The organism is Acidovorax sp. GW821-FHT09A11 (assembly GCF_059418365.1).
In genome coordinates this window covers 290,345-315,935 of the sequence record NZ_JBWKPS010000004.1, presented here as the reverse complement: position 1 = coordinate 315,935, position 25,591 = coordinate 290,345, and the positions used below count along the sequence as shown (strand labels likewise).

General features: G+C 68.0%; 23 protein-coding genes. 14 read left to right on the top strand and 9 right to left on the bottom strand.

Annotated features, from left to right (window positions below; translation table 11 throughout):
- Positions 1-6: 6 nt before the first annotated feature.
- From AC07PV_RS12550 to AC07PV_RS12525, 6 genes are all read right to left on the bottom strand, one after another.
- Entirely contained in the window at positions 7-918 is a 912-nt protein-coding gene (locus tag AC07PV_RS12550; RefSeq protein ID WP_494596081.1) for an ABC transporter permease, read from the bottom strand.
- A gap of 133 nt (positions 919-1,051) precedes the next feature.
- A complete protein-coding gene (locus AC07PV_RS12545; RefSeq protein ID WP_218293323.1) occupies positions 1,052-2,635 on the bottom strand; it encodes an ABC transporter substrate-binding protein in 1,584 nt (527 codons plus the stop codon).
- A gap of 85 nt (positions 2,636-2,720) precedes the next feature.
- A complete protein-coding gene (locus AC07PV_RS12540; RefSeq protein ID WP_218293322.1) occupies positions 2,721-3,938 on the bottom strand; it encodes a M20 aminoacylase family protein in 1,218 nt (405 codons plus the stop codon).
- 148 nt (positions 3,939-4,086) lie between these two features.
- Positions 4,087-5,067, bottom strand: a complete 981-nt coding sequence (locus tag AC07PV_RS12535) for an ABC transporter permease (RefSeq protein ID WP_218293321.1) — start codon at positions 5,065-5,067, stop codon at positions 4,087-4,089.
- Between the two features lie 141 nt (positions 5,068-5,208).
- Positions 5,209-6,789: an ABC transporter substrate-binding protein gene (locus AC07PV_RS12530; protein ID WP_218293320.1), complete on the bottom strand. Its 1,581-nt coding sequence runs from the start codon at positions 6,787-6,789 to the stop codon at positions 5,209-5,211.
- Positions 6,790-7,202: 413 nt separating this feature from the next.
- Positions 7,203-8,261, bottom strand: coding sequence for a porin (locus tag AC07PV_RS12525; protein WP_218293319.1), 1,059 nt, complete (start codon positions 8,259-8,261; stop codon positions 7,203-7,205).
- A gap of 316 nt (positions 8,262-8,577) precedes the next feature.
- Here AC07PV_RS12525 and coq7 point away from each other — a divergent pair, with 316 nt between their 5' ends.
- On the top strand, positions 8,578-9,195 hold the full coding sequence (gene coq7, locus AC07PV_RS12520) for a 2-polyprenyl-3-methyl-6-methoxy-1,4-benzoquinone monooxygenase (RefSeq protein ID WP_494630392.1): 618 nt from the start codon (positions 8,578-8,580) through the stop codon (positions 9,193-9,195).
- 70 nt (positions 9,196-9,265) lie between these two features.
- On the opposite strand, the gene AC07PV_RS12515 is transcribed toward coq7, so the two are convergent.
- A complete protein-coding gene (locus AC07PV_RS12515; protein WP_369641440.1) occupies positions 9,266-9,715 on the bottom strand; it encodes an OsmC family protein in 450 nt (149 codons plus the stop codon).
- Between the two features lie 359 nt (positions 9,716-10,074).
- Here AC07PV_RS12515 and ilvA point away from each other — a divergent pair, with 359 nt between their 5' ends.
- The 3 genes from ilvA to AC07PV_RS12500 all read left to right on the top strand — a co-directional run bounded on the left by ilvA (position 10,075) and on the right by AC07PV_RS12500 (position 13,117).
- Positions 10,075-11,637, top strand: coding sequence for a threonine ammonia-lyase, biosynthetic (gene ilvA / locus AC07PV_RS12510; RefSeq protein ID WP_369641439.1), 1,563 nt, complete (start codon positions 10,075-10,077; stop codon positions 11,635-11,637).
- Between the two features lie 86 nt (positions 11,638-11,723).
- Positions 11,724-12,530: an adenosylcobinamide-GDP ribazoletransferase gene (gene cobS / locus AC07PV_RS12505; protein ID WP_218340428.1), complete on the top strand. Its 807-nt coding sequence runs from the start codon at positions 11,724-11,726 to the stop codon at positions 12,528-12,530.
- Complete coding sequence (locus AC07PV_RS12500) at positions 12,527-13,117, top strand: histidine phosphatase family protein (RefSeq protein ID WP_494630390.1); 591 nt, start codon at positions 12,527-12,529, stop codon at positions 13,115-13,117. The genes cobS and AC07PV_RS12500 overlap by 4 nt, the downstream gene beginning before the upstream one ends.
- A 43-nt stretch (positions 13,118-13,160) precedes the next feature.
- Here the strand turns inward: AC07PV_RS12500 and AC07PV_RS12495 are convergent, their stop codons facing one another.
- Positions 13,161-13,616, bottom strand: a complete 456-nt coding sequence (locus AC07PV_RS12495; RefSeq protein WP_218293313.1) for a type II secretion system protein N — start codon at positions 13,614-13,616, stop codon at positions 13,161-13,163.
- A gap of 48 nt (positions 13,617-13,664) precedes the next feature.
- On the opposite strand from AC07PV_RS12495, the gene gspG reads away from it, so the two are divergent.
- The 10 genes from gspG to AC07PV_RS12445 all read left to right on the top strand — a co-directional run bounded on the left by gspG (position 13,665) and on the right by AC07PV_RS12445 (position 23,770).
- Positions 13,665-14,117, top strand: a complete 453-nt coding sequence (gspG, locus tag AC07PV_RS12490) for a type II secretion system major pseudopilin GspG (protein WP_370628420.1) — start codon at positions 13,665-13,667, stop codon at positions 14,115-14,117.
- A gap of 31 nt (positions 14,118-14,148) precedes the next feature.
- Positions 14,149-14,667 carry a prepilin-type N-terminal cleavage/methylation domain-containing protein gene (locus AC07PV_RS12485; protein ID WP_255591235.1) on the top strand — a complete coding sequence of 173 codons (519 nt, stop codon included), beginning with the start codon at positions 14,149-14,151 and terminating at the stop codon, positions 14,665-14,667.
- The gene (gene gspI, locus AC07PV_RS12480) at positions 14,664-15,050 is read left to right on the top strand and encodes a type II secretion system minor pseudopilin GspI (RefSeq protein ID WP_218293312.1); all 387 of its coding nucleotides are present in this window, start codon (positions 14,664-14,666) and stop codon (positions 15,048-15,050) included. The genes AC07PV_RS12485 and gspI overlap by 4 nt, the downstream gene beginning before the upstream one ends.
- 178 nt (positions 15,051-15,228) lie before the next feature.
- Positions 15,229-15,855 carry a PulJ/GspJ family protein gene (locus tag AC07PV_RS12475; protein WP_218293311.1) on the top strand — a complete coding sequence of 209 codons (627 nt, stop codon included), beginning with the start codon at positions 15,229-15,231 and terminating at the stop codon, positions 15,853-15,855.
- A gap of 80 nt (positions 15,856-15,935) precedes the next feature.
- A complete protein-coding gene (gene gspK, locus AC07PV_RS12470; RefSeq protein WP_218340430.1) occupies positions 15,936-16,946 on the top strand; it encodes a type II secretion system minor pseudopilin GspK in 1,011 nt (336 codons plus the stop codon).
- Between the two features lie 83 nt (positions 16,947-17,029).
- Positions 17,030-18,328, top strand: coding sequence for a type II secretion system protein GspL (gene gspL / locus AC07PV_RS12465; protein WP_218293309.1), 1,299 nt, complete (start codon positions 17,030-17,032; stop codon positions 18,326-18,328).
- Positions 18,325-18,873 carry a type II secretion system protein M gene (locus tag AC07PV_RS12460; RefSeq protein ID WP_218293308.1) on the top strand — a complete coding sequence of 183 codons (549 nt, stop codon included), beginning with the start codon at positions 18,325-18,327 and terminating at the stop codon, positions 18,871-18,873. The genes gspL and AC07PV_RS12460 overlap by 4 nt, the downstream gene beginning before the upstream one ends.
- A 50-nt stretch (positions 18,874-18,923) precedes the next feature.
- Positions 18,924-19,739 carry a type II secretion system protein N gene (gene gspN / locus AC07PV_RS12455; protein WP_494630389.1) on the top strand — a complete coding sequence of 272 codons (816 nt, stop codon included), beginning with the start codon at positions 18,924-18,926 and terminating at the stop codon, positions 19,737-19,739.
- A gap of 4 nt (positions 19,740-19,743) precedes the next feature.
- Positions 19,744-22,368, top strand: a complete 2,625-nt coding sequence (gene gspD / locus AC07PV_RS12450; RefSeq protein WP_494630387.1) for a type II secretion system secretin GspD — start codon at positions 19,744-19,746, stop codon at positions 22,366-22,368.
- A gap of 13 nt (positions 22,369-22,381) precedes the next feature.
- Positions 22,382-23,770 carry a GspE/PulE family protein gene (locus AC07PV_RS12445; protein WP_494596094.1) on the top strand — a complete coding sequence of 463 codons (1,389 nt, stop codon included), beginning with the start codon at positions 22,382-22,384 and terminating at the stop codon, positions 23,768-23,770.
- 126 nt (positions 23,771-23,896) lie between these two features.
- Here AC07PV_RS12445 and AC07PV_RS12440 read toward each other — a convergent pair whose 3' ends face one another.
- Positions 23,897-25,555 (bottom strand): methyl-accepting chemotaxis protein, encoded by a 1,659-nt coding sequence (locus AC07PV_RS12440; protein ID WP_218293305.1) that lies wholly within the window; start codon positions 25,553-25,555, stop codon positions 23,897-23,899.
- Between the last annotated feature and the right edge of the window lie 36 nt (positions 25,556-25,591).

The following is a 25,591-nucleotide window of genomic DNA, read 5'->3' as shown; positions in this document are numbered from 1 at the left end:
TCTTGTTCAGCGCAGGCGCGGATTGAGGGCATCACGCAACCAGTCGCCCAACAGATTCACGGAAAGAGCAATCAGCACCAGCATGGCACCGGGGAACACGGTGATCCACCATTCGCCCGAGAACAGGTAGTCGTTGCCGATGCGGATCAGCGTGCCCAGCGACGGCGATGTGGGCGGCGCGCCCACGCCCAGGAAGGACAGCGTGGCCTCGGTGATGATGGCGGTGGCGACCTGGATGGTGGCCAGCACGAGCACCGGGCCCATCACATTGGGCAGCACGTGCTTGCGCATGATGCGCAGCGACGAGACGCCCGTCACGCGCGCGGCCTGCACGTACTCCTTGTTGCGCTCCACCAGCGTGGAGCCGCGCACGGTGCGTGCGTACTGCACCCAGCCCGTCAGCGAGATCGAGATGATGAGCACGCCAAAGGCCAGCGACTCGTGCGCGTTGGGAAACAGCGCGCGGCCCACACCGGCAATCAGCAGGGCGACCAGGATGGCCGGAAACGACAGCATCACGTCGCACAGGCGCATGAGCACCGCGTCGATCCAGCCGCCGCGAAATCCCGCCAGCAGGCCAAACGCCACGCCCACCACCACCGAGAGCAGCACCGACGCGATGCCCACGACGAGGGAGATGCGCGCGCCGTAGATCAGCGCGGAAAGGATGTCGCGGCCCTGGTCATCGGTGCCCAGCGGGTATTTCATGGAGCCTTCGGCGCTCCAGGCCGGGGGCAGCCGCGCATCGCTGAGTTCGAGCGTGGCCAGGTCAAACGGGTTGTGGGGCGCGACCCATCCGGCGAACACCGAACAGAACACGCAGATCAGCGCGATCGCTGCGGCCAGCATGGCCACCGGCGATGTGCGGAAGCTGTAGCCAACATCGCTGTCGAGCCAGCGGGCAAGGGTAGTTTTCATTGTGGGAACCAGTAAACAGGCACCACCGCCAGGCCCGGGTAGCGGCCTCGCGGTGGTGTGGACTTTCAAAAGAACCGGTTGTCGTTTCTCTTGATTCTTTTGCGACGATCTAGGTACGAAATCTTCTGACCGCTTACTTGCCGATGGTCATCCACTTGAAGTACATGAAGTTGTCGGCCATCTGCACGAGCTTCACGTTCTTGTTCACGCCCCAGGCCAGCGCCTGCTGGTGCAGCGGCAGGTGGCCGATGTCGGCGCTGTGCAGGTCGAAGGCTTCCTTGATCATCGCGTCGCGCTTGGCCTTGTCGGTCTCGACCAGCACCTTCTTCGTCAGTTCATCGAGCTTGGGGTTGCAATAGGCGCCCAGGTTGAACTGGCCGGCACCGCCCTTGTCGTCCGGGCAGATCATGAGCGCGTTGAGCGCGTTGTGCGCGTCGTAGGTCGTGGGCGTCCAGCCCAGCATGTAGAAGCTGGTGTCGCGGCGCAGCACCTTGGGGAAGTAGGTACCCTTGGTCTCGGCCTGCAGGTTGATCTTGACGTTGATGCGCGAGAGGTTGGCGGCCACGGTCTGGCAGATGCGGCCGTCGTTCACGTAGCGGTCGTTCGGGCAGTTCATGGACACTTCGAAGCCATTGGGGTAGCCGGCTTCCACCATCAGCTTCTTGGCGGCTTCGACGTCGTACGGCAGGCGCTTGGTCTCGGGCTGGAAGCCGTTGATGCCAGGGCCCACCATCAGCGCGGAAGGGTTGGAGGCGCCGCGCATCACGGTCTTCTTGATGCCGTCGATGTCGATGGCCTGGTAGAAGGCCTGGCGGACGCGCTTGTCCTTGAAGGGGTTCTTCCCCTTCACGTTGGAGTACAGCAGCTCGTCGCGCTTCTGGTCCATGCCCAGGAAGATGGTGCGCAGCTCGGGGCCGGTCACCGCACGCGTGTTGGGGCTGTTGTTGACACGGTCGATGTCCTGCACCGGCACGGGCTCCATCACATCCACTTCGCCCGACAGCAGCGCCGCCACGCGCGTGGCATCGTTGGCGATGGGCGTGAACACCACCTCGGTCACGTTGCCCTCGATCTTGCCCCAGTAGGAGCCGTTGCGCACGAACACCGAGCGCACGTTGGGCTGGCGCTCGCGCAGGCGGAAGGGGCCTGTGCCGTTGGCGCGGAACGAGGCAGCGTTCTCGATGCCCTTGCGGCGGTCGACGGGCATCACGGCCTGGTTGGTCTCGCACCACTTCTTGCTCATGATGTAGGAGGTCGTGATCACGTCGGGCAGGATGGGCTGCGGCGCCATGGTTTCGATCTCGACGGTGTGATCGTCGATCTTGCGCACCTGCTTGATGTCGCTGTTGGTGGCCTTCATGTCCGAGCCCTCGCCCTTCATGCGGCCAAAGCTGAACACCACGTCGTCTGCGGTGAAGGGGGTGCCGTCATGGAATTGCACGCCCTTGCGCAGCTCGAACCGCCACACGGTGGGTGCGGTTTGCTTCCAGGCCGTGGCCAGCGCCGGCGCCAGGCTCAGGTCCTTGTTGCGGCCGACCAGCGGTTCGTACACGTTGCTGGTCACGCTCAGCTGGAGCGATTCGTTGAGCGAGTGCGGATCCATGGAGAGCGCATCGCCCTGGTTGGCAATTCGGATGGTCTGCGCATTGGCGACCATGCTGGTTGCGGCCATCGCGGCAAACAGTGCGGCAAGGGCGGCTTTTTTCTGGAATTTCATGGAAATCTCCTCGTAGTGAAAAGGGGTGCGAAAGGTGGTGGATCCAGGGATTGGATGCTGGCGTTGCGCGAAGGGGACGCAGCCCTCAGGGCACCGCCAGGGGCATGGACTGCTCGATCAGGCTCGCATGCAATGCAGAGCCCAGCGGCAGGATGTCGTCGTTGAAGTCGTAGCGGCTGTTGTGCAGCGCACTGCCGCTGGCGCCGGTACCCTGGCCGATGCGCAGGTAGGCGCCCGGGCGGGTCTGGAGCATGAAGGCGAAGTCCTCCGCGCCCATGCTGGGCTCCAGGTCGCGCACCACGTGGTCCGCGCCCAGCAGGGATTCGGCCACGTCGCCCGCGAAGACGGCCTCGCTCTCGCTGTTGATCGTGGCCGGGTAGATGCGCTCGTAGTGCACCGTGGCATTGGCTCCAAAGCCAAGAGCAATCGCGTTGCACAGTTCCTTGAGGCGCTTTTCCACCATCTCCTGCACCACAGGGTCGAACGTGCGCACGGTGCCCACCAGGGTGGCGGAGCCGGGCAGCACGCTGAAGGCGCCCAGATCGCCTGCCTGCGCGGCGCAGATGCTGACCACGGCACTTTCGATGGGGCGCACGTTGCGCGACACGATGCTCTGCGCCGCCGTGATGATGTGCGCGGCCACCACCAGCACGTCCACCGTCTGGTAGGCATGCGCGCCGTGGCCGCCGCGCCCCGTGATTTCGATGGTGAAGCGGTCGGCCGCCGCCATCATGGGGCCCGGGTTGATGCCCACGGTGCCGGGCTTCATGGCCGGCCAGTTGTGCATGGCATAGATGGACTGCACCGGGAACCGGTCGAACAGGCCGTCTTCCATCATCACGCGGGCGCCCGCCAAGCCCTCCTCGCCTGGCTGGAACACGAGCACGGCCGTGCCGTCGAAATTGCGGGTCTCGGCCAGGTAGCGCGCCGCGCCCACCAGCATGGCGGTGTGGCCGTCGTGGCCACAGCCGTGCATGAGGCCGGGCTTGCACGACTTCCAGGAGAAGTCGTTGTGCTCTGCCAAAGGCAGCGCATCCATGTCGGCACGCAGGCCCACCATGGAGCCGCTGGAGGTGCTGCGGCCGCGGATCACCGCAACGATGCCCGTGCGGCCGATGCCGTCGTGGATCTCGTCCACGCCGCACACCTTGAGCGCCTCTTTCACGCGGTTGCCTGTATAGATTTCTTCAAAGCCCAGCTCGGGATGGGCGTGCAGATCGCGGCGCAGGGCGGTCAGCTCCGGATGGAACTGCGCGATGTGCGCAAACGCCCGGCCACCCGCTTTGTATCGGAGCGACTGCATGTCAGACGCCCGGAAAGCTCGTGCAGCGCCAGCAGCCGGCAAAACCGGCGCGGCCCAGGCCAGTGCTGCCGCGCAAGGGCCGCCCCGCCGCGCTGGGAGCATCCCCCCTCCGGGGGGATGGCGCGAAGCGACTCAGGGGGGAGCTCATTCAATGGCCTCCTGCCTTGCCCACGCGCAGACGGGGGTCCACCGCGAAGTACAGCAGATCCACCACCAGGTTGATCACCACGAAGATCAGCGCGATCAGGCAGAGGTACGCCGCCATCACAGGAATGTCCGCAAAGGTCACGGCCTGGATGAACAGCAGGCCCATGCCGGGCCACTGGAACACGGTCTCGGTGATGATCGCAAACGCGATCAGGCCGCCCAGCTGCAGGCCGGTGATGGTCATCACGGGCACCAGCGTGTTCTTGAGCGCGTGCCCAAAATGGATGGCGCGATTGGACAGGCCCCGGGCCCGCGCGAACTTGATGTAGTCCGTGCGCAGCACCTCCAGCATCTCCGCGCGCACCAGCCGCATGATCAGCGTGAGCTGGAAGATGGCCAGCGTGATGGCGGGTAGCGTGATGTGGTGCCAGCCCTTGGCCTTGAGCAGGCCGGTGCTCCACCATCCCAGCTGCACCACTTCCCCGCGGCCAAAACTCGGGAACCAGCCCAGGGTCACCGCAAACACCAGGATCAGCAGGATGCCGATCAGGAAGGTGGGCAGCGACACGCCGAGCAGCGAAAGCGTCATGAACATCTGGCTGGTGAAGGTGCCGCGCTTGAGCGCCGCATACACGCCCATGGGCACGCCGATCACCAGCGCCAGCACCGCGGCGACCAGCGCCAGCTCCAGCGTGGCGGGGAAACGCTCGGCAATGAGGCGCGAGACCTTGGCACCCTGGCGCAGGCTCAGGCCGAATTCGCCTTGCGCCGCATTCACGAGAAAGTGCCAGAACTGCACGAAGAAGGGTTTGTCCAGGCCGAGGGAGGCACGCAGCTCCCGGATCTGTTCAGGGGTGGCATCCTGTCCCAGCAGAAACACCACGGGATCTCCCACGTACTGGAACAGCATGAAGGAGATGAAGGCCACCGTGACCATGACAATCACAGCCTGTATCAGGCGGCGCAATATAAAGGCAAGCATCGGGAAGTCGAGTGAGTGTTCGATAAAAGCACCGCGGCCACTTTTGATGGCAGGGGCACTGACTGGCAATACGTCGTCGTCAAACTGAATCAAGGAGAGCAAGGGCCTCGAGGCCCTTGCTCTCAGCGTATCGACAATCGATCAGTTCACCTTGACCGTGCGCATGTCCACGCGGTTGTCGGCGCGGTGGACCAGCTCCACGTTCTTCTTCATAGCCCAGGGTATCACCTGGTCATGCAGAGGAAGGTGGGATACGGTGTCATTGGACAGCTGCAGCGCCTCCGTCAGCATGCGCGCGCGCACGGGAGCGTCCGTCTCGGCCTTGATCCGGTCCACCAGGTAGTCCATGCGCTGGTTGCTGTAGCGGCCCACGTTGTAGTTGCCGTCACCCCCCTGGCCCACGGTGCGTACCAGCGACTGCAGGCTGTACAACGCATCGAACGTCGGCACGCCCCAGCCCAGCATGTAGATGCTGGCTTCGTAGCGCTGGATCATGGGGAAATAGTTCACCAGTGGCAGCGTGCGCAGCTTGGCCTTCACGCCCACACGCGACCACATGGCCGTCACGGCCTGGCAGATGGCCTCGTCGTTGATGTAGCGGTTGTTCGGGCAGGCGAAATCCACTTCGAAGCCATCGGGATAACCCGCTTCGGCCAGCAGCTTCTTGGAGGCTTCCACACTGTAGGGGAAACGCTTGCCCACGGCTTCGGTGTATCCGGCCACCTGGGGCGCCACGATGGTGCCCGTAGGCTTGCCCAGGCCGCGCATGATGTTGCGCGAAATCGTGTCGGCATCGATGGCCTGGTACAGGGCCTTGCGCACGCGCACGTCCTTGAGCGGGTTCTTGCCCTTGATGTTGGAGCCTGGCAGCTCATCGCGGAACTGGTCCATGCCCAGGAAGATGGTGCGGTTCTCCACACCGTCGATCACCTTCAGGTCGGGGCTGGCGCGCAGGCGACCCAGATCCTGGGGCGTGGGGTCCAGCACCATGTCCACTTCGCCCGACAGCAGCGCAGCGATGCGCGTGGCGGCGGACTTGATCGGGGTGTAGACGATTTCCGTGACGTTGCCGTCCATCTTGCCCCACCAGTTGGGGTTGCGCTTGAAGACCATCTTCACATCGGGCTGCCACGACTCCAGCGTGTAGGGGCCGGTGCCCATGGCATTGCGGTGGGCAAAGTTCTCATCGCTGCCCTTGATGTCCTTGGGCTCCACGGACTTGTTCTTTTCCGCCCAGGCCTTGCTCATCATGCGCAGTTCGGTCATCTGGCGCAGCAGCACGGGATTGGGGGCCGTCAGGATGACGTCGATGGTTTGCGCGTCGACCTTGTTGACCTTGCTGATGCCCTGGATGTAGGGCGTGAAGTTCGACGTCTTCGCCATCGCGCGCTGCAGCGAGTACACGGCGTCATCGGCGGTGAACGCCGACCCATCATGGAACTTCACTCCCTGGCGCAGCGTGAAGCGCACCTGTGTGGGGCTGACCTCTTTCCAGGAGGTCGCCAGGACGGGCTCCACGTCAAATGTCTTGCTGTTGTAGTAGACCAGGCTCTCATACACATTGGCATGAATGCCGTTTTGCAGTGCATTGTTTTGGGAATGGATATCCCAGGTCGCAATCTCCCCCTGGCTCGCCCATTTGAAGGGCTTGGCATGCAGCGCCGGCGCTGCAAGCAGTGCAGCCATGGCAGCTACCGACAAAAGACTGTATTTGAGTTTCATGGAACCCTCTTGATTAAAAGTTTTACTATGCAGTAAAGGTTGCTCTATAGCCAACGGGAAATCCCTGAATCTCCAGCGCCGAGAAGGGCCTCTGAGGGTGGATTTACGTTGCTTTTGCGTCGTTCCAGCACGCAAGGATGGTGCCAAGAATCTGCACCGGGGCAAAGAAGGGAAAGAAACCACGGAGACAGGGCCAACAAGGCCCTCCGGAAGGTGTCAGGCATTGCAGCGGCAGAAGGCATGTACCCGGAGTTACATGCCATGCAGCACTGGATTGTTCACTCGGGCAATCCACAATTCAACTCCCGCAATCAACCGCAGACAAACAGTCAGTCGGTCGGTCAAAAAAAAAGCCGCCCGAAGGCGGCTTTTTAGCTTTGATATCGTCAACTGACCAAAGGCCAGTCTTGATATTAGAAGCTGTGACGGATACCGAAGTCGTAGCCGTTGGAGTTTTCGCCAGCAGCAGTCACGGAACCGTTCAGGGACTGAGCGGAGCCGTTCTTGTTGCTCACGTGAGCGTACGTTGCGTACAGAGCCGTGCGCTTGGACAGGTTGTGCACGTAGCCCAGAGCCAGCTTGTTGGCGCGGGGATCAGCACCGGGGGTTTCGATCTTGTAGGTGGAGTAAGACAGACGGATTTCGCCTGCGCCGACTGGCACCAGACCGCCGATCAGGAAGCCCTTGCCTTCGTTGCCGTTCTTGATGTCGTCTTGGTTGTAGTGAGCCATGATCTTGGCCACGCCCAGATCGTATTGACCGCCCACGTTCACAGCCTTGATGTTGCCGCTCAGGAACTTGGTGTCAGAGAAAGCCAGAGCCACGTTGATGGGGCCGTTGGCGTAACCAGCACGCAGAGCCAGGCCGTTCCCGTCCTTCTTGTTGGCAGCGTTGCTCAGGTTTTCACCCATGTAGTACTGTGCTTGGCCGTAGAAGCCGCCCAGGTTGCCAGGCAGGAAGTAGCCGATGGCGTTCGAAGCGCGGATGGTGGTTGGGCCACCCAGGCTGGAGTTCAGGGTTTGGGTCGTGCCAACACCGTTCGTGCCGAACGGATCGAACACGGTCAGGTTCCAGAATTGGGGCGTGTAGTCACGGCCCAGACGCACTTCACCGAAGCCGCCGTTCAGGCTGACCGTCGAACGACGGTTGAACGTCAGGCCTTGTTGGCCGTTGCCCAGAGCAGCAGCAGCGCCTTGGTTGGTAGCGTTGGTAGCAGCGCCTTGGCCGTTGTCGTTGTTCAGACCAGCTTCCAGCCAGAACGAAGCGGACATGCCGCCACCCAGATCTTCAACGCCGCGGAAACCCAGACGGCTGCTGTTGTAGCCGGAGTTCGTCAGTTGGGACTTGTTAGCGACGCTGCCGGAACCGTAAGCGTAGGTTGCATCAACCACGCCGAACAGGGTCACGGACGATTGAGCCATTGCAGCGCCGGAAGCAGCCAGCACAGCCAGGGCAATCAGGGATTTTTTCATTGCGAGTTACTCCAAGGTTAAACATAGGGCGCCGGTACGGGGGGTCTATGGTGAAAGCACCTGCACAGTCCCGCCGGTTCCCCGGGCCAACCTCCTGGTGGGGAAGTTGCTCTTATTGCACCAGACCCGGCCGGGTTTCGCAAAGGAATTCACCCACAATCGACCCGAAAGGGGAAAATCGTTGCAGTGTTGCAACATTTCACGGAGCGCCAGCAAAATCGGTTTCGGCACCCTTGCGGCCCCCGTCGGCACCTGCCGAATATTTGTATCCAAGTGAAAATTGTGTTTCCTGCCCCTTGCCATCCTGAAAGCTGCCATGGACCCCTTGCTGACCGCCGCTGACAACGCCCTGCGCACGCTTTTCGCGCCCCCCCGGGCCTGCGAGCCCACGCCCGCCCTGGGCATCGCGGAAGCCGACCTCGACCCCGCCCAGAAGAAGCTGGCGGGGGCATTGATGCGGGTCAATCACGTGGGTGAAGTCTGTGCGCAAGCCCTCTACACGGCGCAGGCCGCAGTCACACGCGATGCAGGGTTGCGCGTGCACTTGCTGGAGGCCGCCCGGCAAGAAACAGACCATCTGGCCTGGACGCGCGGGCGCCTGGAGGCCCTGGGAGCACGCCCCAGCCTGCTCAATCCGCTGTGGTTCGCGGGCGCCTTCGCGCTGGGCCTGGTAGCGGCCAAGGTGAGCGACCGGGCCAGCCTGGGGTTCGTGGCGGAGACGGAAAACCAGGTGGCGGCGCATTTGCAGGGCCACCTTGCGCGGCTTCCCGAGCAGGACCTGGCCTCCCGGGCCGTGGTGGCCCGGATGAAGGACGACGAGGAGCGCCACGCGGCGCAGGCGCGGGCCTCCGGCGCGCTGCATCTGCCGGCACCCGCCCGCGCCGCGATGAGGGCGGCCGCCAAGGTGATGACCACCACGGCGCACTACATCTGACCGTGCCCCCGGAGCCCTGCACCGGGAAAGTGCGTGCTGCCCGGGCGCCCGCCGCGGTTCGGGGCGGCCGTCAGGCCTCGATCACCTCGAAGCCGGTGGTGATCTCGGCGGTCTTGCCGAGCATGATGCTGGCCGAGCAGTATTTGTCGTGGCTCATGGCAATGGCGCGCTCCACCGCCGAGGCGGGAATCCCCTTGCCCGTCACGGTGAAATGCATGTGGATCTTGGTGAACACCTTGGGGTCGGTCTGGGCCCGCTCGGTGGTGAGCTTGACGCTGCAGCCGCGCACGTCGTGGCGGCCCCGCTTGAGGATCAGGACCACGTCATAGGCGGTGCAGCCACCCGTTCCGGCCAGCACCGTCTCCATGGGCCGGGGCGCCAGATTCTGCCCGCCATTGGCGGGGTTGGCGGCATCGGGGGCGCCATCCATGGCCAGGACATGGCCGCTGCCGGTTTCGGCCACGAAGCCCATGCCGGAGCGTGTTCCTGCCCCTCCCGTCCAACTGACTGTGCATTCCATTTGTGTTTCTCCTGTGTGACACGTGGTTTTTTTCGCACGGAAAACCGAAACGAAAAGAATTTGATGCGAATTTTGCTGCATCGCAACAAGACTCGCGCTAAACTTCGCCCATGCGCTGCCGGTTTCGAACAAAAAGGAAACGGCAGGCGGCAAGAAGTCCGGAATCCGGTACTTGCCCCGCACCGATTGTCTCCTCCATCTCCTCAAAGGATGGATTAGCCCCAGGCCTCACGGCCCGGGGCTTTTTTTTGGCCGGTCCGGCCGCCTGCCGCCCGTGTGGCGTCCGGGCCAGGCCGGAAACCGACGCCCTATGATGTGGCCCCCGCCGCTGTCCAGCGGCGGCCCCACCAGCTCCCGCCATGACCCTGCACCTCACCCCCGCCGACTACCTGAAGAAAATCCTGACCGCCCGCGTGTACGACGTGGCGGTGGAGTCGGCCCTGGAGCCCGCCAAGAACCTCAGCCGCCGCCTGCACAACAAGGTGCTCTTGAAGCGCGAGGACCAGCAGGCGGTGTTCAGCTTCAAGCTGCGCGGCGCATACAACAAGATGGCGCACCTCACGCCCGAGCAGCTCGCGCGCGGAGTGATCTGCGCCTCGGCCGGCAACCACGCGCAGGGCGTGGCCATGAGCGCCCACAAGCTGGGCGCCCGCGCGGTCATCGTGATGCCGACCACCACGCCGCAGCTCAAGATCGATGCCGTGAAGACGCTGGGTGGCGAGGTCGTGCTGTTTGGCGAGAGCTATTCCGACGCCTACGGCCACTCGGTGACGCTTGAAAAGGAACAGGGCCTGACCTTCGTGCACCCGTTCGACGACCCGGACGTGATCGCGGGCCAGGGCACCATCGCCATGGAGATCCTGCGCCAGCTGCAAAGCCTGGGCAGCAACCAGCTCGATGCCGTGTTCGTGGCCATCGGCGGCGGCGGACTCATCTCTGGCGTGGCCAACTACATCAAGGCCGTGCGGCCCGAGATCAAGGTGATCGGGGTACAGATGAACGACTCGGACGCAATGATCCAGTCGGTCAACGCGCACCAGCGCGTCACGCTGCTCGATGTGGGCCTGTTCTCGGACGGCACGGCCGTCAAGCTCGTGGGCGAGGAAACCTTCCGCATCACCCACAGCGGCCTGGTGGACGGCTTCATCACCGTGGACACCGACGCCGTCTGCGCCGCCATCAAGGACATCTTCGTGGACACGCGCAGCATCGTCGAGCCCGCGGGGGCCCTGGCCGTGGCCGCCATCAAACAGTACGTGGCCGAGAACAAGACCCGGGGCGAGACCTACGCCGCCATCCTGTGCGGCGCCAACATGAACTTCGACCGCCTGCGCTTCGTGGCCGAGCGCGCCGAGGTGGGCGAGGAGCGCGAGGCGCTGTTCGCCGTGACCATCCCCGAAGAACGGGGCAGCTTCCGGCGCTTTTGCGAGGTGGTGGGCGACCTGCCCGGCGGCGCGCGCAACGTGACCGAGTTCAACTACCGCATCAGCGACGCCGCCCAGGCCCATGTGTTCGTGGGCCTGACCACCAACGGCAAGGGCGAATCGGACAAGATCGCCCGGAACTTCGGCCGCCACGGCTTCGAGGCGCTGGACCTGACCCACGACGAACTGGCCAAGGAACACCTGCGCCACCTGGTGGGCGGCCATTCGGCGCTGGCGCAGGACGAGCGGCTGATGCGCTTCACCTTCCCCGAGCGGCCGGGCGCGCTGCTCAAGTTCCTGAGCCTGATGCAGCCGACCTGGAACATCAGCCTGTTCCACTACCGCAACCAGGGCGCCGACTACGGCCGCATCCTCGTGGGCATGCAGGTGCCGCCCGAGGACACCGCCACGTTCGACGCCTTCCTGGCCACGCTGGGCTACCCGTACGTGGAAGAGACGCTGAACCCGGCCTACCGGCTGTTCCTGCGTTCCAAGTGACCAGAATATGGGTCGAACCGGCCTCCAGCGCTTATCCAACCAGCGCTGTCAGCTATCAAATCTGACATAGCCTCCTCCGCCCGTCCATGCAAGCCCTGCGCCACTACCTGCTGGCCGTGCAGTTCTTCACGCGCATCCCGGTGACCGGGCGGCTGGCGCAGTGGGTGGGTTACAGCCCCGCCATGCTGCGCGCCAGCGCGGCGCACTTTCCGGGCATTGGCTGGCTGGCGGCGCTGCTCGCGGCGGGCGTCTATGCCGCGCTGCACTGGGCGCTGGCGCCCAATCCGCTGGCACCGGCCGTGGCCGCCGTGTTCTGCACCATCGCCACGGTGCTGATGACCGGCGGCTTCCACGAGGACGGCCTGGCCGATGTGGCCGACGGCCTGGGCGGCAGTGCCGACCGCGAGCGGGCGCTGGACATCATGAAGGACTCGCGCATCGGCGCGTTCGGTGCCATGGCCCTGGTGCTGGCGCTGCTGGCCAAGCTCAGCGTGCTGGCGCTGCTGGGCTCCCACAGCCTGCTGGCCGCCGTGGCCGCGCTGGCGGGGGCCCATGTGGTGTCGCGTTTCTGGCCCCTGCTCATCGTGCGCAGCCTGCCGCATGTGGGGGACACCGCCCGCTCCAAAAGCAAGCCGCTGGCCGACCAGATCTCGGGCACTGCGCTGGCGACGGCATTTTCATGGTGTTTTGTGCCGCTGGCGCTTGTCTGGAAAGCACAATCAGCTACATATTTAATAGCAGCCATTGTGCTGAGCGCACTCGCCGCCGCCTGGATGGCCCGCTGGTTTGCGCGCCGGCTGCGGGGGTTCACGGGGGATTGCCTGGGCGCCACGCAGCAGGTCAGCGAAATCGGCTTCTACCTGGGCGCGGCGCTGGCCCTGCGCTGGATGTGAAGCCCGTGGCCCGACCGCAGCGCGGCGCCCGCCTCTGGCTGGTGCGCCATGCCCAGCCGCGGGTGGCGCCCGGCATCTGCTACGGCGCGCTGGACGTCCCCGCCGACCCCGCCGCCACCCGCGCCGCCGCGGAACGCCTGGCCGCCACCCTGCCACCCGGGATCCAGGTGTTCCACTCCACGCTACAAAGATGTGAGCAGCTTGCGATGGAATTGCAAGCGCTGCGGCCTGATTTGATATCCAAACCCGACGCCCGCCTGCGCGAAATGGACTTTGGCAGCTGGGAAGGGCTGGCCTGGGATGCCATCGCCCGCTCCGACATCGACGCCTGGACGGCCGCGTTCGCCAGCTACCGCCCCGGGAATGGTGAAAGCCTGGCGGCCATGCTGGAGCGCGTGGCAGCCGCGCTGCATTCCCTCCCGCCCGCAGAAGAAACCGCACGGGATGTGGCCTGGATCACCCATGCCGGCGTGATCCGCTGCGTGGCCTGGCTGCAGGCACGTGGGGGCGAGCTGCCGCGCTCCGAAGAATGGCCCCTTGCCGCGCCGGGCTGGGGCGAGTGGGACATCGCCCACCGGGGCATCTGAGAGCGGAGGCCCTGGCGGGCGACTGCGCCCGCCACGCGCCGGGTCAGCGCTTCAGGGGCATGTCCAGCGTGAGCGTGGCGGCGCCTCCCACCTCGGCGCCCAGTTGCGCCTGGCGCGGGCCCAGCGCCTGCAGCACCAGCCCCTCGTCCACCGCCGCGCCCACGCGGAAGGGCCTGGCCGGCTTGCCGTCCACCGCGATCAGCGCGGCACCGCCGCCGCTGCTGCGGCCCGAGAGCACCCCGATCAGCGCGAACCGGCTGGCCAGCGTGGGCGCAGCGGGCGCGGGCGCAGCGCCCGCCGGGGAGGCCACCGCCCCGAGGAGGCGGGCCAGCGCCTGCGCGTCGGGCGCCACCGGCGCTGGCAACACCGCGGGCGCGGCGATGCCGCCCGCCGGCGCCGACAGGCGCAGGCCCCAGAAGACCACGCTGGCGCCCGCCGCGGCCCAGAGCGCCAGGGTCCCCAGGCGCACGCCCCATTTGCTGTGTGAATTGGTCACCATGCGGGGATTATGATTCACGCGATCCGACCATCCGAGAGACCGCCAGCAGTGAACACTTCCCTCCCCTTCCTCTTGCGCTCCGCCCGCCGCAGCCTCTCCCGGGGCTTCACCCTCATCGAGCTGATGGTGGTGCTCGTCATCATCGGCGTGCTGGCCGCCCTCATCGTGCCCAATGTGCTCGAGCGTGCCGACGACGCCCGCGTGACGGCAGCCCGCACCGACATCACCAACATCATGCAGGCGCTCAAGCTGTACCGCCTGGACAACCAGCGCTACCCCACGGCCGAGCAGGGCCTGCCGTCGCTGATCGTCAAGCCCACCTCGGGCCCGGTGCCCAACAACTGGAAGCTGTACCTCGAAAAACTGCCCAACGACCCCTGGGGCCGCCCGTACCAGTACCTGAACCCCGGCATCAAGGGCGAGATCGACGTGATGTCGTTCGGCGCCGATGGCCAGTCCGGCGGCGAAGGCAAGGATGCCGATATTGGCAGTTGGCAATGAGGGCCGGCCCTTCGCCGTGCACCCCCGCCCCATGACACTGGCGCGCCCCAGGCCGGGGATGCCGTGGAACCGGCCTGGCCGGGCCACCGGTGGCCCGGCCCCTCTGCGGGGACGCCGCGCAGCGGCCCAGGGGGGCTTCACGCTGCTGGAGCTGCTGGTGGTCATCAGCATCATCGCGCTCGCCACGGCGGGCGTGGGCGTGGCGATGCGCGACAGCGGGCAGACGCTGATCGAGCGCGAGGCGGCCCGGCTGGCGGCATTGCTGGAATCCGCGCGCGCGCAGTCGCGCGCCGGCGGCATGCCCGTGCGCTGGCGCACCGAGGCACGCGGGTTCCGCTTCGAAGGGCTGCCGCCCAGCGCGCAGCAGGCGCTGCCCAGCCAGTGGCTGGATGCGGGCACCACGGCGCGAGCCCCCACCGTGCTGGTGCTGGGACCGGAGCCGCTCATCGGCCCGCAGCAGGTGCTGATCACCCACCACGCCCATCCCGAACGCGCGCTGCGCGTCGCCACCGATGGCGTGCGCCCCTTCACCGTCGAGCCGGTCCAGTGAGCAGCCGCCCGCGCCCGGATCGACGCAGCGCGCCGCAGCGCGGCTTCACGCTGGTGGAAGTGCTGGTGGCGCTGGGCATCGTCGCGATCGCCCTCATGGCGGGCCTGCAGGCCACCACCGCGCTCACCCGCAACGCGCTGCGCCAGTCGGACATCGTGCTGGCCCAGCTGTGCGCCGAGAACGAGCTCGTGTACACCCGCCTGTCGCGCCAGATGCCCAGCGTGGGCGACAGCACGCTCGCCTGCGAACAGGCGGGGCGCACGCTCACCGTCGCCGTGAGCGTGCGCCCCACGCCCAACCCGAGCTTTCGCCGCGTGGACGCGCAGGTGCTGGATGGCGACAACTCCATCCTGCGCATCTCGACCATCATTGGAAGGTATTGACCAGATGCCCCCCCTGAGTCGCTTCGCGCCTTCCCCCCAGGGGGATGCCACCCGTGGCCTGGCAAAGCCAGTTCCACGGTGGCACTGGCGTTGGGGCGCGCCAGGTTCCACGGCCTCCGGCGATGCGCGGCCGCATGTCAGAAGGAACCCGTCACGTCGCACTCACGGTGGCTTCACCTTGGTCGAACTGCTGCTGGCGATTGCGGTGATGAGCCTGCTGGCCATCCTGAGCTGGCGCGGGCTGGACGGCATGGTGCGGGCGCAGGAGATCACGCGCCAGCGGGCGGATGAAATGCTGGTGCTGCAGGCGGCGCTGGGCCAATGGGGCACGGACCTGGATGCGCTCACGCCGATCGCCAACACCACGCCGCTCGACTGGGACGGCCAGGTGCTGCGCCTGACGCGGCGCAGCAGCGCCGTGCCCGACGAAGGCGCCCTGGTGGTGGCCTGGACACGCCGGGGCGCCCAGGGCGAGGGCCAGTGGATGCGCTGGCAGTCTCCCCCGGTGCGCACGCGCGCCCAATGGCAGGAGGCCTGGCAGCTGGCGGCGCAATGGGCGCGCACGCCGGGCGAGGCCGAGCGGCGCCACGAGATGACGCTGCTGCCGCTGGCGGACTGGCAGATCTTCTACTACCGGGGCGGCGCCTGGTCCAACCCGCTCTCCAGCAGCGGCGCCAGCGCGAGCGGCGCGGCGGCCATCCCCGACGGCGTGCGCCTGCAGATCACCCTGCCGCCAGGCCAGGCCCTGGTCGGGCGCCTCACGCGCGACTGGGTGAACCCGGTGCTGGGCGGAGGCAGATCGTGAGGCGCCGCGCACCACGCACCCATGACGCTGGCACGGCCAACGCCAGTGCCCCCGTGGAACCGGCTTTGCCGGGCCACCGGATGCGTCTCCCTCCCGCGCAGCGAGAGAGAGGGAAGGCGCGCAGCGCCTCACGGGGGGCCGCTTTGCTGCTGGCCATGCTCACCGTCACGCTGGTGGCCACCTTCGCGGCCGCGGCCATGTGGCAGCAGTGGCGCGCGGTGGAGGTCGAGACGGCCGAGCGCGGCCGCGTGCAGTCCACCTGGATCCTGGTCGGCGCGCTCGACTGGTCGCGCCTGATCCTGCGCGAGGATGGCCGCTCGGGCGGCGCCGACCACCTGGCCGAGCCCTGGGCCGTGCCGCTGCAGGAGGCGCGGCTGTCGACCTTTCTCGCGGCGGACAAGAACGTGAGCCAGGTGGACGACGCCAGCACCGACACCACCGAAGCCTTCCTGTCGGGGCAGATCTCGGACATGCAAGGCCGCATGAACCTCATGAACCTGGCGGCCACCGGGCCCGAGCAGGCCGTGGCGATGCGCCAGTTCACGCGGCTGTTCGAACGCCTGGGGCTGCCGCAGCAGGAGCTCGGCCTGCTCGCGCAGGCCCTGCGGCAGGCACAGGCCACGACGGGCAGCGACAGCAGTACGGCGCCACTGATGCCACCCACCGTGTCCCAGCTGGGCTGGCTGGGCCTGGCGCCCGCCACCGTCGTCCGCCTGACCCCGCACGTGGCGTTGCTGCCCGTGCGCACCCCGGTCAACATCAACACCGCCGACATCGACGTGCTGCTGGCCGCCATCGACGGCCTGGACATGGCCAGCGCCCAGAAGATCCTGCAGGTCCGCGAGGCACGGCATTTCCGCACCCTGAGCGAAGTGCGCGACCTGCTGGGCGCGAACATCGACATCAATGAAGGCGCCCATGCGGTGGCCTCCTCCTACTTCGAGGTGCGGGGCCGCCTGCGCCTGGGCGATGCGATGGTGGACGAGCGGTCGCTGGTGCGCAAACAGGGTATCGAGGTGACCACGCTGTGGCGCGAACGCGGCGCTTTTGACCGCGAAAACACCGGGGCCGCGCCGCAGCCTCCGCGCTGAGACGCAACACATCCGCAACACATCCGCGGGTTGGGCCCTGCACTGTCAAGCCCGCCCCCTAAAATGGCCCGCAAAACCCGTCCATGAGCACCCTCATCCTTTTCCTGCCGCCCGCCCGCCCGGGCCCCGCCACCGAGTACAGCTACACGCTGACGGCGGACGGCCACACCGCCATCCGACATGCCAGCGCCCCGGCGGCGCTGCTGCCCGAGCCCACGCGCCCTGGCGGCGAGGTCGTGGCCGTGGTGCCCGCGCGGGCGCTGTCGTGGCAGAAGGTGCAGCTGCCTCCCGGCCTGCCCCTGGGCGCCGGGCAGCAGACACCGCGCCTGCGGTCCGTTCTGGAGGGGCTGCTCGAAGACCGCGTGCTTGACGATGCCTCCCAGCTGCACTTCGCGATCCAGCCCGCGGCGCACCCCGGCGAACCCGTGTGGGTGGCCGTGTGCGACCGCGCCTGGCTGCGCGAGAACCTGCAGGCGCTGGAGGCCGCGGGCCGCCGCGTGGCGCGCGTGGTGCCCGAGTTCGCCCCCGGCCCGACCGCCAGCGGCCGCCCCGAACTGTGCGTGCTGGGCACGCCCGAGGACGCCTGCGTGGTCCTGACGGGCCAGGGCGCGGACCACGGCGTGGCCGTGCTGCCCCTGTCGAACATGGCCATGGCGCTGGCCCGCGCGGGCATGCCCGCCCAGGCGGCTTCCGGCGAGGACGGCGACGCTCCCGTCGTGCGCGCCGAGCCCGCCGTGGCGGCCCTCGCGGAACGCACCCTGGGCCAGCGCGCGGCGCTGCACACGGCCAGCCAGCGGGCGCTGGAAGCCGCGCGCGGCGACTGGGACCTGGCCCAGTTCGACCTGGCCAGCACGGGACGCACGCGCGCGCTGCGCAAGGCGGGCAGCGTGGCCAGCGCACTGCTGTACGCCCCCCAGTGGCGCGCGGCGCGCTGGGGTGCCGGGCTGCTTGCCGCGGCCCATCTGGTGGGACTCAACGCCTGGGCCTGGCAGGAGCGCCAGGCGCTGGCGGCCAAGCAGGCCGCGGTGCGCGCCACGCTGACCCAGACCTTCCCCAAGGTGCAGGTGGTGGTGGATGCCCCCGTGCAGATGGAGCGCGAGCTGGCGCAGCTGCGGCAGGCCGCCGGCAGCGTCTCGGCGCGCGACCTGGAGCCCCTGCTGGCCGCTGCGGGCACGGCCCTGCCCAGCGGCCGACAGCCCACCGGCATCGAATACACCCCTGGCGAGCTGCGCCTGCGCGGCGTGGCGCTGGCCCCCGACGAGGAACCCGCGCTCAGCGCCCGCCTGGAAGCCGCGGGCTACCGGGTGCGGCTGGAAGACGGCAGCCTGCTGATGAGCGCCGCCGAAGGCGGCCCACGGCCCCATGCGCAAGGCACCCCATGACACGCAACACCACCGCGCTGCGGGACCGCTGGCAGGCGCTGGCACCCCGCGAACAAACACTGGTCCTGGCCGCGGGCGGCCTGATCGCCCTCGCCCTGCTGTGGTGGGTGGCCGTGGCCCCCGCCCTGTCCACGCTGCGGACCGCGCCCGCCCGCCATGCCGCGCTCGACACGCAGCTTCAGCACATGCAGGGCCTGCAGGCCGAGGCCCAGCAGCTCCAATCCGCCCCGCGCACCAGCACCGGCGACGCGGTGGGCGCGCTGCGCACCGCCCTGACCCAGCGCCTGGGCAACACCGCCCAGCTCAATGTGGTGGGCGACCGCGCCACGGTGACGCTCAAGGGCGCGCCCGCCGACGCCCTGGGCCAGTGGCTGGCCCAGGCGCGCAGCAACGCACGGGCCACGCCGGTGGAGGCGCGGCTGGCCCGCAGCGCCCCGGCCGCTCCTCCCCCGGGCACCGCGGCACCCGCCGTCCTGGGCGCCCCGGCCTCGGCCATGCCGCGCTGGGACGGCACGCTGGTCCTCGCCCTGCCAGCCCAGCGCTGACACGGCCCGCCAGACAGACCAGCCGACAGACAGACAGATATTCCCTCAACGTGGCCACCAGCACCCGCACCCGCACCCGCAAGCCTCCCGTCCGTGCCCCGCGCTCCGCCTGGGGCTGGGCGCTGGCGGGCGCCGTGGCCGGCGTGCTGCCCGCCGTGCTGGCCTTCGCGCCAGCGCACTGGCTGGCCCGGGGCCTGGCCCGCGCCACCAATGGCCAGGTGCAACTGCTGCAGGCGCGCGGCACGGTCTGGACCGGCTCGGCCCAGCTGGTGCTGACCGGCGGCGCGGCGAGCCAGGACCGCGCGGCCCTGCCCGGCCGGGTGGAGTGGCGGTTGCGCCCCGGCCTCGCCGGCCTGCGCGCCCAGCTGCATGCGAGCTGCTGCACGCCCGAGCCCCTGCAGCTGTACGCACAGGCCCGCTGGGCCGGCCCCCGGCTGACCCTGGCCGATGGCCAAAGCCAGTGGCCCGCCGCCATCCTGGCCGGGCTCGGGACTCCCTGGAACACCTTGCAGCCCCAAGGCCAGCTCACGCTGCAGACGCGCGGCCTGGCCTTCAGCTGGACCGCGGGCCGCATGGTGCTGGAGGGCCAGGCCCAGATGGATGCGCGGGCCATGTCCTCGCGCCTGTCCACCCTGCGGCCCATGGGCAGCTACCGGCTGCTGCTGGCGGGCGGCGAGGTGCCCGCGCTCACGCTCAGCACGCTCGACGGCCACCTGCAGCTCAGCGGCACCGGCCAGTGGGTGGGCCAGCGCCTGCGGTTTGCGGGCGAGGCCAGCGCCACCCCCGAGCGCGAGGCCGCCCTGTCCAATCTCCTGAACATCATCGGACGGCGCAGCGGCGCGCGCTCCATCATCACCGTGGGTTGAACCTATGACTTCCTTGTTTTCGCACCGCCCGGGTTTTGCTCTCAAAACAATAGCTTTCAGCGCTTTACTGACCTGCGCTGGCGGCCAGATCATTGCGCAGACCGCCATTGACACCAGCACCGGCAGCGTGCGCTCGGGCGAACCGGTCACGCTGAACTTCGCCAATGCCGAGATCGAGGCGGTGGCGCGCACCATGGCCACCATCACCGGCCGCAACGTGGTGGTCGATCCCCGCGTCAAGGGCCAGCTCAACCTGGTCACCGAACGGGCCGTGACACCCGCCGCCGCCTTCCAGCAGTTCCTGGCCGCGCTGCGCCTGCAGGGCTTCACGGTGGTGGAGGCCGCAGGCCTGTACAAGGTGGTGCCCGAGGCCGACGCCAAGCTGCAGGGCGGCAGCGTGAGCGTGGTGCAGGGCAACGCCGGCAGCGCGCCCGGGGGCGGGCAGATCGTCACGCAGATCTTCAAGCTCAACTTCGAGAACGCGGCCAACCTCGTGCCCGTGCTGCGCCCGCTGATCAGCCCCAACAACACCATCAACGTGAACCCCGGCAACAACTCGCTGGTGATCACCGACTACGCCGACAACCTGCAGCGCCTGGCGCGCATCGTGGCGGCCATGGATGTCTCCAACGCCAGCGACGTGGAAGTGATCCCTCTGCGCAACGCCGTCGCCACCGACCTCGCGCCGCTGGTGGCGCGCCTGATCGACGGCGGCAGCGGCGCCACCCCCGGCGCGCCAGGCGCACAGGGCCAGACCGACACCTCGTTCAAGACCACGCTGATCGCCGAGCCGCGCAGCAACGCGCTGATCCTGCGCGCGGCCAACCCGGCCCGCGTGGCCCAGGTGCGCGCGCTGGTGGCGCAGCTCGACCAGGCGCCCGCGCCCGGCAGCAGCGCGGCCACCGGCAACATCCACGTGGTCTACCTGAAGAATGCCGACGCCACCAAGCTGGCCACCACCCTGCGCGCCGCCATGGCGGCCATGGGCGGCAGCGGCAACACGGGAGGTGGCGGCGCGGGCGCAAGCACCGCACCGGCGGCGCCCAGCGCAGGCGTGAGCGGTGGCAACAACAGCGGCAGCATGCTGTCCACGGGCAGCAGCCTGTCCGGGGGCGGCGGCAACTCCGGCCTGGGCTCTGGCAGCTCCAGCATGGGCACCAGCAGCACCAACAACAACCAGCCCTCCACGGGCGGCCAGATCCAGGCGGACCCGACAACCAACTCGCTCATCATCACGGCGCCCGAGCCGCTGTACCGCCAGCTGCGCGCGGTCATCGACAAGCTCGACGGCCGCCGCGCGCAGGTGCTGGTGGAAAGTCTGATCGTGGAGGTGTCGGCCAACAAAGTGGCGCAGTTCGGCATCCAGTGGCAGGGCATCCTGGGCAAGCAGGGCGATGGCACCGTGGGTGTGATCGGCACCAACTCCGGCGCGGCCGGCGCCAACATCCTGGGGCTGACCGCCGCGCTGGCCTCGGGCAGTGCCAGCAGCATCGCCACCGCCGCGGGCGGCCTGGGCGGGGGCCTGAACCTGGCGCTCGCGCCGCGCATCAACGGCCAGTACTACCTGGGCGCGCTGGCCAACTTCCTGCAGAACAGCGGCGACGCCAACGTGTTGTCCACCCCCAACCTGATGACGCTGGACAACGAGGAGGCGCGCATCCTCATCGGCGACAACGTGCCCTTCGTCACGGGCTCGTATGCGAACACCGGCAACAGCGGCACCGTGAACCCGTTCAACACCGTGGAGCGCAAGGACGTGGGCCTGATGCTCAAGGTGCGCCCGCAGATCGGCGAGAACGGCACCGTGAAAATGGCGATCTACCAGGAGATCTCCAAGATCGACCGCTCCACCCTGTCCAACGCCACCGGCCCCACCACCAGCAAGCGTGCGGTCGAATCGAACGTGGTGGTGGACGACGGCAGCATCATCGTCATCGGCGGCCTGCTGGAGGACACCTACTCGCAGGGCGAAGACAAGGTGCCCGTGATGGGCGACCTGCCCGTGGTGGGCAACCTGTTCAAGAGCGAGAACCGCTCGCGCCGCAAGACCAACCTGATGATCTTCCTGCGCCCCATCGTGGTGCGCGACAACGCGACCAGCGACGCCCTGGTGGTGGACCGCTACGAAGCCATCCGGGCGCTGCAGCACGCCACCCAGCCCGCCCCTAGCCTGATGATGGGTACGGTATCGGGGGCCCCGGTGCTGCCCGCACTGCCCGTGGCACCCGAACGCACCGCCCCCGCCGCCATGCCGGCGCCCCTGCAGCAGCAACAGCAGCAGCAGCTGACCCCGGTGCCCGCGCCCCAGCCAGTCAACCCCGCCACGGCCCCACAAAGCAGCGCCCCGGCCCAGCCCGGCACCGCCGCCACGCCCATGGCCAAGGTGCCGGTGCCCCTGTACTACGTGAACGTCGGCGTGATGGGCCAGGACGCCCAGTCCAGGAGCGCGATGGCCAAGCTGCGCGACTCCGCGCTGCCGCTGTCCCTGCAGGCGGTGGAAACCAACCGGGGCAAAGCCACCCGCGTGCGCGTAGGCCCGTTCGCCACGGAAGACGCCGCCCAGGCGGCTGCGGCCACGGTGCGCAGCCAGACGGCCTTGAACGCCACGGTGGCGGCCCAGGCGCTCTGAGGACCGAGCCCCCATGCGCCACCCCCTACCCTACGCCTTTGCCCGCACGGCCCAGCTGCTGCTGGAGGACGACGGCCACCAGCTGGTGCTGTGGCATGGCCCCCACCCCGACGCGGGGGCGCTGTCGGAGGTGCTGCGCAAGCACGCCGTGCAGCAGCTGCTGCCGCTCGACGCCCCGGCACTGGCCCAGCGCATCAGTGCCGTGTATTCGCACAGCGAATCGAGTGCGGCCACGGTGGTGAGCGAGGTCGAGAGTGATGCCGACCTCTCGCGCATGATGCAGGAACTGCCCGCCGTGGAGGACTTGCTGGAGTCCGCCGGCGACGCACCCATCATCCGCATGCTCAATGCCCTGCTCACGCAGGCCGCGCGCGACGGAGCAAGCGACATCCACATCGAACCGTACGAGCGCCATTCCAGCGTGCGCTTTCGGGTGGACGGCACGCTGCGCGAGGTGGTGCAGCCCAACCGCGCGCTGCACGCCGCCCTGATCTCGCGCCTGAAGATCATGGCCGACCTCGACATCAGTGAAAAACGGCTGCCGCAGGACGGCCGCATCAGCCTGCGCCTGGGCACCCGCGCCATCGACGTGCGCGTGTCCACGCTGCCCAGCGCCCACGGCGAACGTGCGGTGCTGCGGCTTTTGGACAAGAGCGAAAGCAAGCTCAGCCTGGAAGCCGTGGGCATGCAGGGCGACACCTTGCGCCGCTTCGAAGGCCTCATCTCGCAGCCGCACGGCATCATCCTGGTGACCGGGCCCACGGGCTCGGGCAAGACGACCACGCTGTACGCGGGCCTGGGGCGCCTGGACGCCACGCGCAACAACATCATGACGGTGGAAGACCCCATCGAATACGAGCTGCCCGGCGTCGGCCAGACCCAGGTCAACAGCAAGATCGAGCTGACCTTTGCGAAGGCCCTGCGCGCCATCCTGCGGCAGGACCCGGACATCATCATGATCGGTGAAATTCGCGACTTCGAGACCGCGCAGATCGCCATCCAGGCCTCACTGACGGGCCACCTGGTGCTGGCCACGCTGCACACCAACGACGCCGCCAGCGCCGTGACGCGGCTGACCGACATGGGCGTGGAGCCCTTCCTGCTGTCGTCCTCGCTGCTGGGAGTGCTAGCGCAGCGCCTGGTGCGCAAGTACTGCAGCCATTGCCAGGGCAGCGGGTGCGATCACTGCGGCCAGACGGGCTACACCGGCCGCACCGGCGTGTTCGAGCTGCTGGTGACCACGGACGCGATCCGCGCCCAGATCCACAACCAGGCCTCCGAGGCCGACATCCGCACCGCCGCGCTGGCCGATGGCATGGCGCTGATGCGGGAGGATGGCGAGCGGCTCATCGCGGCGGGCATCACCAGCCGCGAGGAAGTGCTGCGCGTGACGCGGGACTGATCCCACGGGCCGGCGGCCGCGCCACAGGCCCTCTCGGTGGCGGTGCGCCACCGGGATCATTTTGCTACTTTTTTAATAGCAATCCGCGCTTGACAAGCAAGCGCCAGCGGCCCAAAACGCTTGGGATCAGCGGATCTGCAGCGCGGGGCGCCGGCCCGCCGGTGAAACGGCGGGCGCGGGCGAGGCCAGCGGCGCCGATGAAGGCGAGGAGGGCAGCTCCGAGCCCCCCCCTTGCAGCTTGAACTGCCGGACCGCGCTGGTCAGCTGCACCGCCTGTTCGCGCAGCGATTCCGAGGCCGCAGTGGACTGCTCCACCAGGGCCGCGTTCTGCTGCGTCATCTGGTCGAGCTGCGAGACGGCCTGGCTGATCTGGCCGATGTTGTCGCTCTGCTCGGCCGACGAAGCGGTGATCTCGCCAATGATGTCGGACACGCGGCGCACGCTGCTCACGATCTCGGTCATGGTCTGGCCGGCCTGGCTCACGAGGCGCGAGCCGTCCTCGACCCGCTCCACCGAGGAGCTGATGAGGCCCTTGATCTCCTTGGCCGCCTCCGCGCTGCGCTGCGCGAGGCTGCGCACCTCGCTCGCCACCACGGCAAAGCCGCGGCCCTGTTCGCCCGCGCGCGCGGCCTCGACCGCGGCATTGAGCGCCAGGATGTTCGTCTGGAAGGCGATGGAGTCGATCACACCCGTGATGTCGGCGATCTTGCGCGAGCTGGTGGTGATCTGGTCCATGGTGGTCACCACCTGCGACACCACGGTGCCGCCGCGCGCGGCCACCTCGGCGGCCGTGGAGGCGAAGTCGCTGGCCTGGCGCGAGGACTGCGCGCTTTGCTGCACGGTGCTGGTCAGCATCTCCATGGACGAAGCGGTTTCCTCCAGATTGGCAGCCGTCTGCTCGGTGCGGTGGCTCAGGTCGTGGTTGCCGCTGGCGATCTCGGAGCTGGCGGTGGAGATGTTGCCCGCCGTGTCCTGCACCTGGCGCACCAGGCCACGCAGCGCATCCTGCATGCGCCCCATGGCGGCCACCAGCTGGCCCACCTCATCCTGGTTCATGGCCTCCACATCGCGCGACAGGTCGCCGCTGGCGATGCGGTCGGCCAGCTCCTGCGCCTGGCGCAGCGATCCGGTGATGGAGCGCACGCTGAAGAACGTGAGCGGGATCAGCACGGCCAGCCCCAGCAGCAGGCCGATGCCGATGAAGGCCGACATGGTGGAGGTGCGGGACTCCACGCCCGCGCGGGCCTCGTCCATCTGCGCGCGGGCCGTGGTGGCCAGGCTGGAGAACAGCTTGTCGGTGGCCTCCATGTGGACCTTGAGCCGGTCGGCATAGGCGCCGCCGCCGGCGCCATCGAGCTGCGCGCCCTCGATCTTCTCGAAGATAGGGGAAATGCCGGTTTCGTACTGCTTGATCTCGGCCAGCGACTTGTCGATGGACTCGACGAAGGCCGCATCGCCCGACTGCACCTGGCGCACATCGGCCAGGCTCTTGCGCAGCGCGGCCAGTGTCTTGGCCCAGGTCTCGCGCAGCGCGGAGACCTCGACCGAGTTGTTGAAGTTGATGATGATGTCTTTTTCGGTACGGCGCAGGTCGCCCAGCGTGGTGCGCAGCTCCGACATGTCGGTGAGGGTCTGTACGCGCTGCGAGAACAGCACCTGCAGCGTGCCGCGCGTGCGGTCCAGCGCCACGTAGCCCATGGCGCCGATGACAACAAGCAGGATCAGGGAAAAGACGGTTCCGAAGTAAAGGCGCGTGCGGATGGAGAAGCGGCCCAGAGCATTCATGGCTCTTCCTTACAATTTTTAACAGACAATCCAGCA

What these genes read in the sequence shown, in the direction of transcription:
- AC07PV_RS12540 (WP_218293322.1), bottom strand. Translation starts at nt 3,938, where the DNA reads ATGCAGTCGCTCCGATACAAAGCGGGTGGCCGGGCGTTTGCGCACATC.
- gspL (WP_218293309.1), top strand. Translation starts at nt 17,030, where the DNA reads ATGAGCACCCTCATCCTTTTCCTGCCGCCCGCCCGCCCGGGCCCCGCC.
- gspD (WP_494630387.1), top strand. Translation starts at nt 19,744, where the DNA reads ATGACTTCCTTGTTTTCGCACCGCCCGGGTTTTGCTCTCAAAACAATA.
- AC07PV_RS12460 (WP_218293308.1), top strand. Translation starts at nt 18,325, where the DNA reads ATGACACGCAACACCACCGCGCTGCGGGACCGCTGGCAGGCGCTGGCA.
- AC07PV_RS12485 (WP_255591235.1), top strand. Translation starts at nt 14,149, where the DNA reads ATGACACTGGCGCGCCCCAGGCCGGGGATGCCGTGGAACCGGCCTGGC.
- AC07PV_RS12440 (WP_218293305.1), bottom strand. Translation starts at nt 25,555, where the DNA reads ATGAATGCTCTGGGCCGCTTCTCCATCCGCACGCGCCTTTACTTCGGA.
- AC07PV_RS12525 (WP_218293319.1), bottom strand. Translation starts at nt 8,261, where the DNA reads ATGAAAAAATCCCTGATTGCCCTGGCTGTGCTGGCTGCTTCCGGCGCT.
- AC07PV_RS12550 (WP_494596081.1), bottom strand. Translation starts at nt 918, where the DNA reads ATGAAAACTACCCTTGCCCGCTGGCTCGACAGCGATGTTGGCTACAGC.
- AC07PV_RS12535 (WP_218293321.1), bottom strand. Translation starts at nt 5,067, where the DNA reads ATGCTTGCCTTTATATTGCGCCGCCTGATACAGGCTGTGATTGTCATG.
- AC07PV_RS12545 (WP_218293323.1), bottom strand. Translation starts at nt 2,635, where the DNA reads ATGAAATTCCAGAAAAAAGCCGCCCTTGCCGCACTGTTTGCCGCGATG.
- AC07PV_RS12515 (WP_369641440.1), bottom strand. Translation starts at nt 9,715, where the DNA reads ATGGAATGCACAGTCAGTTGGACGGGAGGGGCAGGAACACGCTCCGGC.
- AC07PV_RS12495 (WP_218293313.1), bottom strand. Translation starts at nt 13,616, where the DNA reads ATGGTGACCAATTCACACAGCAAATGGGGCGTGCGCCTGGGGACCCTG.
- AC07PV_RS12530 (WP_218293320.1), bottom strand. Translation starts at nt 6,789, where the DNA reads ATGAAACTCAAATACAGTCTTTTGTCGGTAGCTGCCATGGCTGCACTG.
- coq7 (WP_494630392.1), top strand. Translation starts at nt 8,578, where the DNA reads ATGGACCCCTTGCTGACCGCCGCTGACAACGCCCTGCGCACGCTTTTC.
- gspK (WP_218340430.1), top strand. Translation starts at nt 15,936, where the DNA reads ATGCGTCTCCCTCCCGCGCAGCGAGAGAGAGGGAAGGCGCGCAGCGCC.
- AC07PV_RS12445 (WP_494596094.1), top strand. Translation starts at nt 22,382, where the DNA reads ATGCGCCACCCCCTACCCTACGCCTTTGCCCGCACGGCCCAGCTGCTG.
- cobS (WP_218340428.1), top strand. Translation starts at nt 11,724, where the DNA reads ATGCAAGCCCTGCGCCACTACCTGCTGGCCGTGCAGTTCTTCACGCGC.
- ilvA (WP_369641439.1), top strand. Translation starts at nt 10,075, where the DNA reads ATGACCCTGCACCTCACCCCCGCCGACTACCTGAAGAAAATCCTGACC.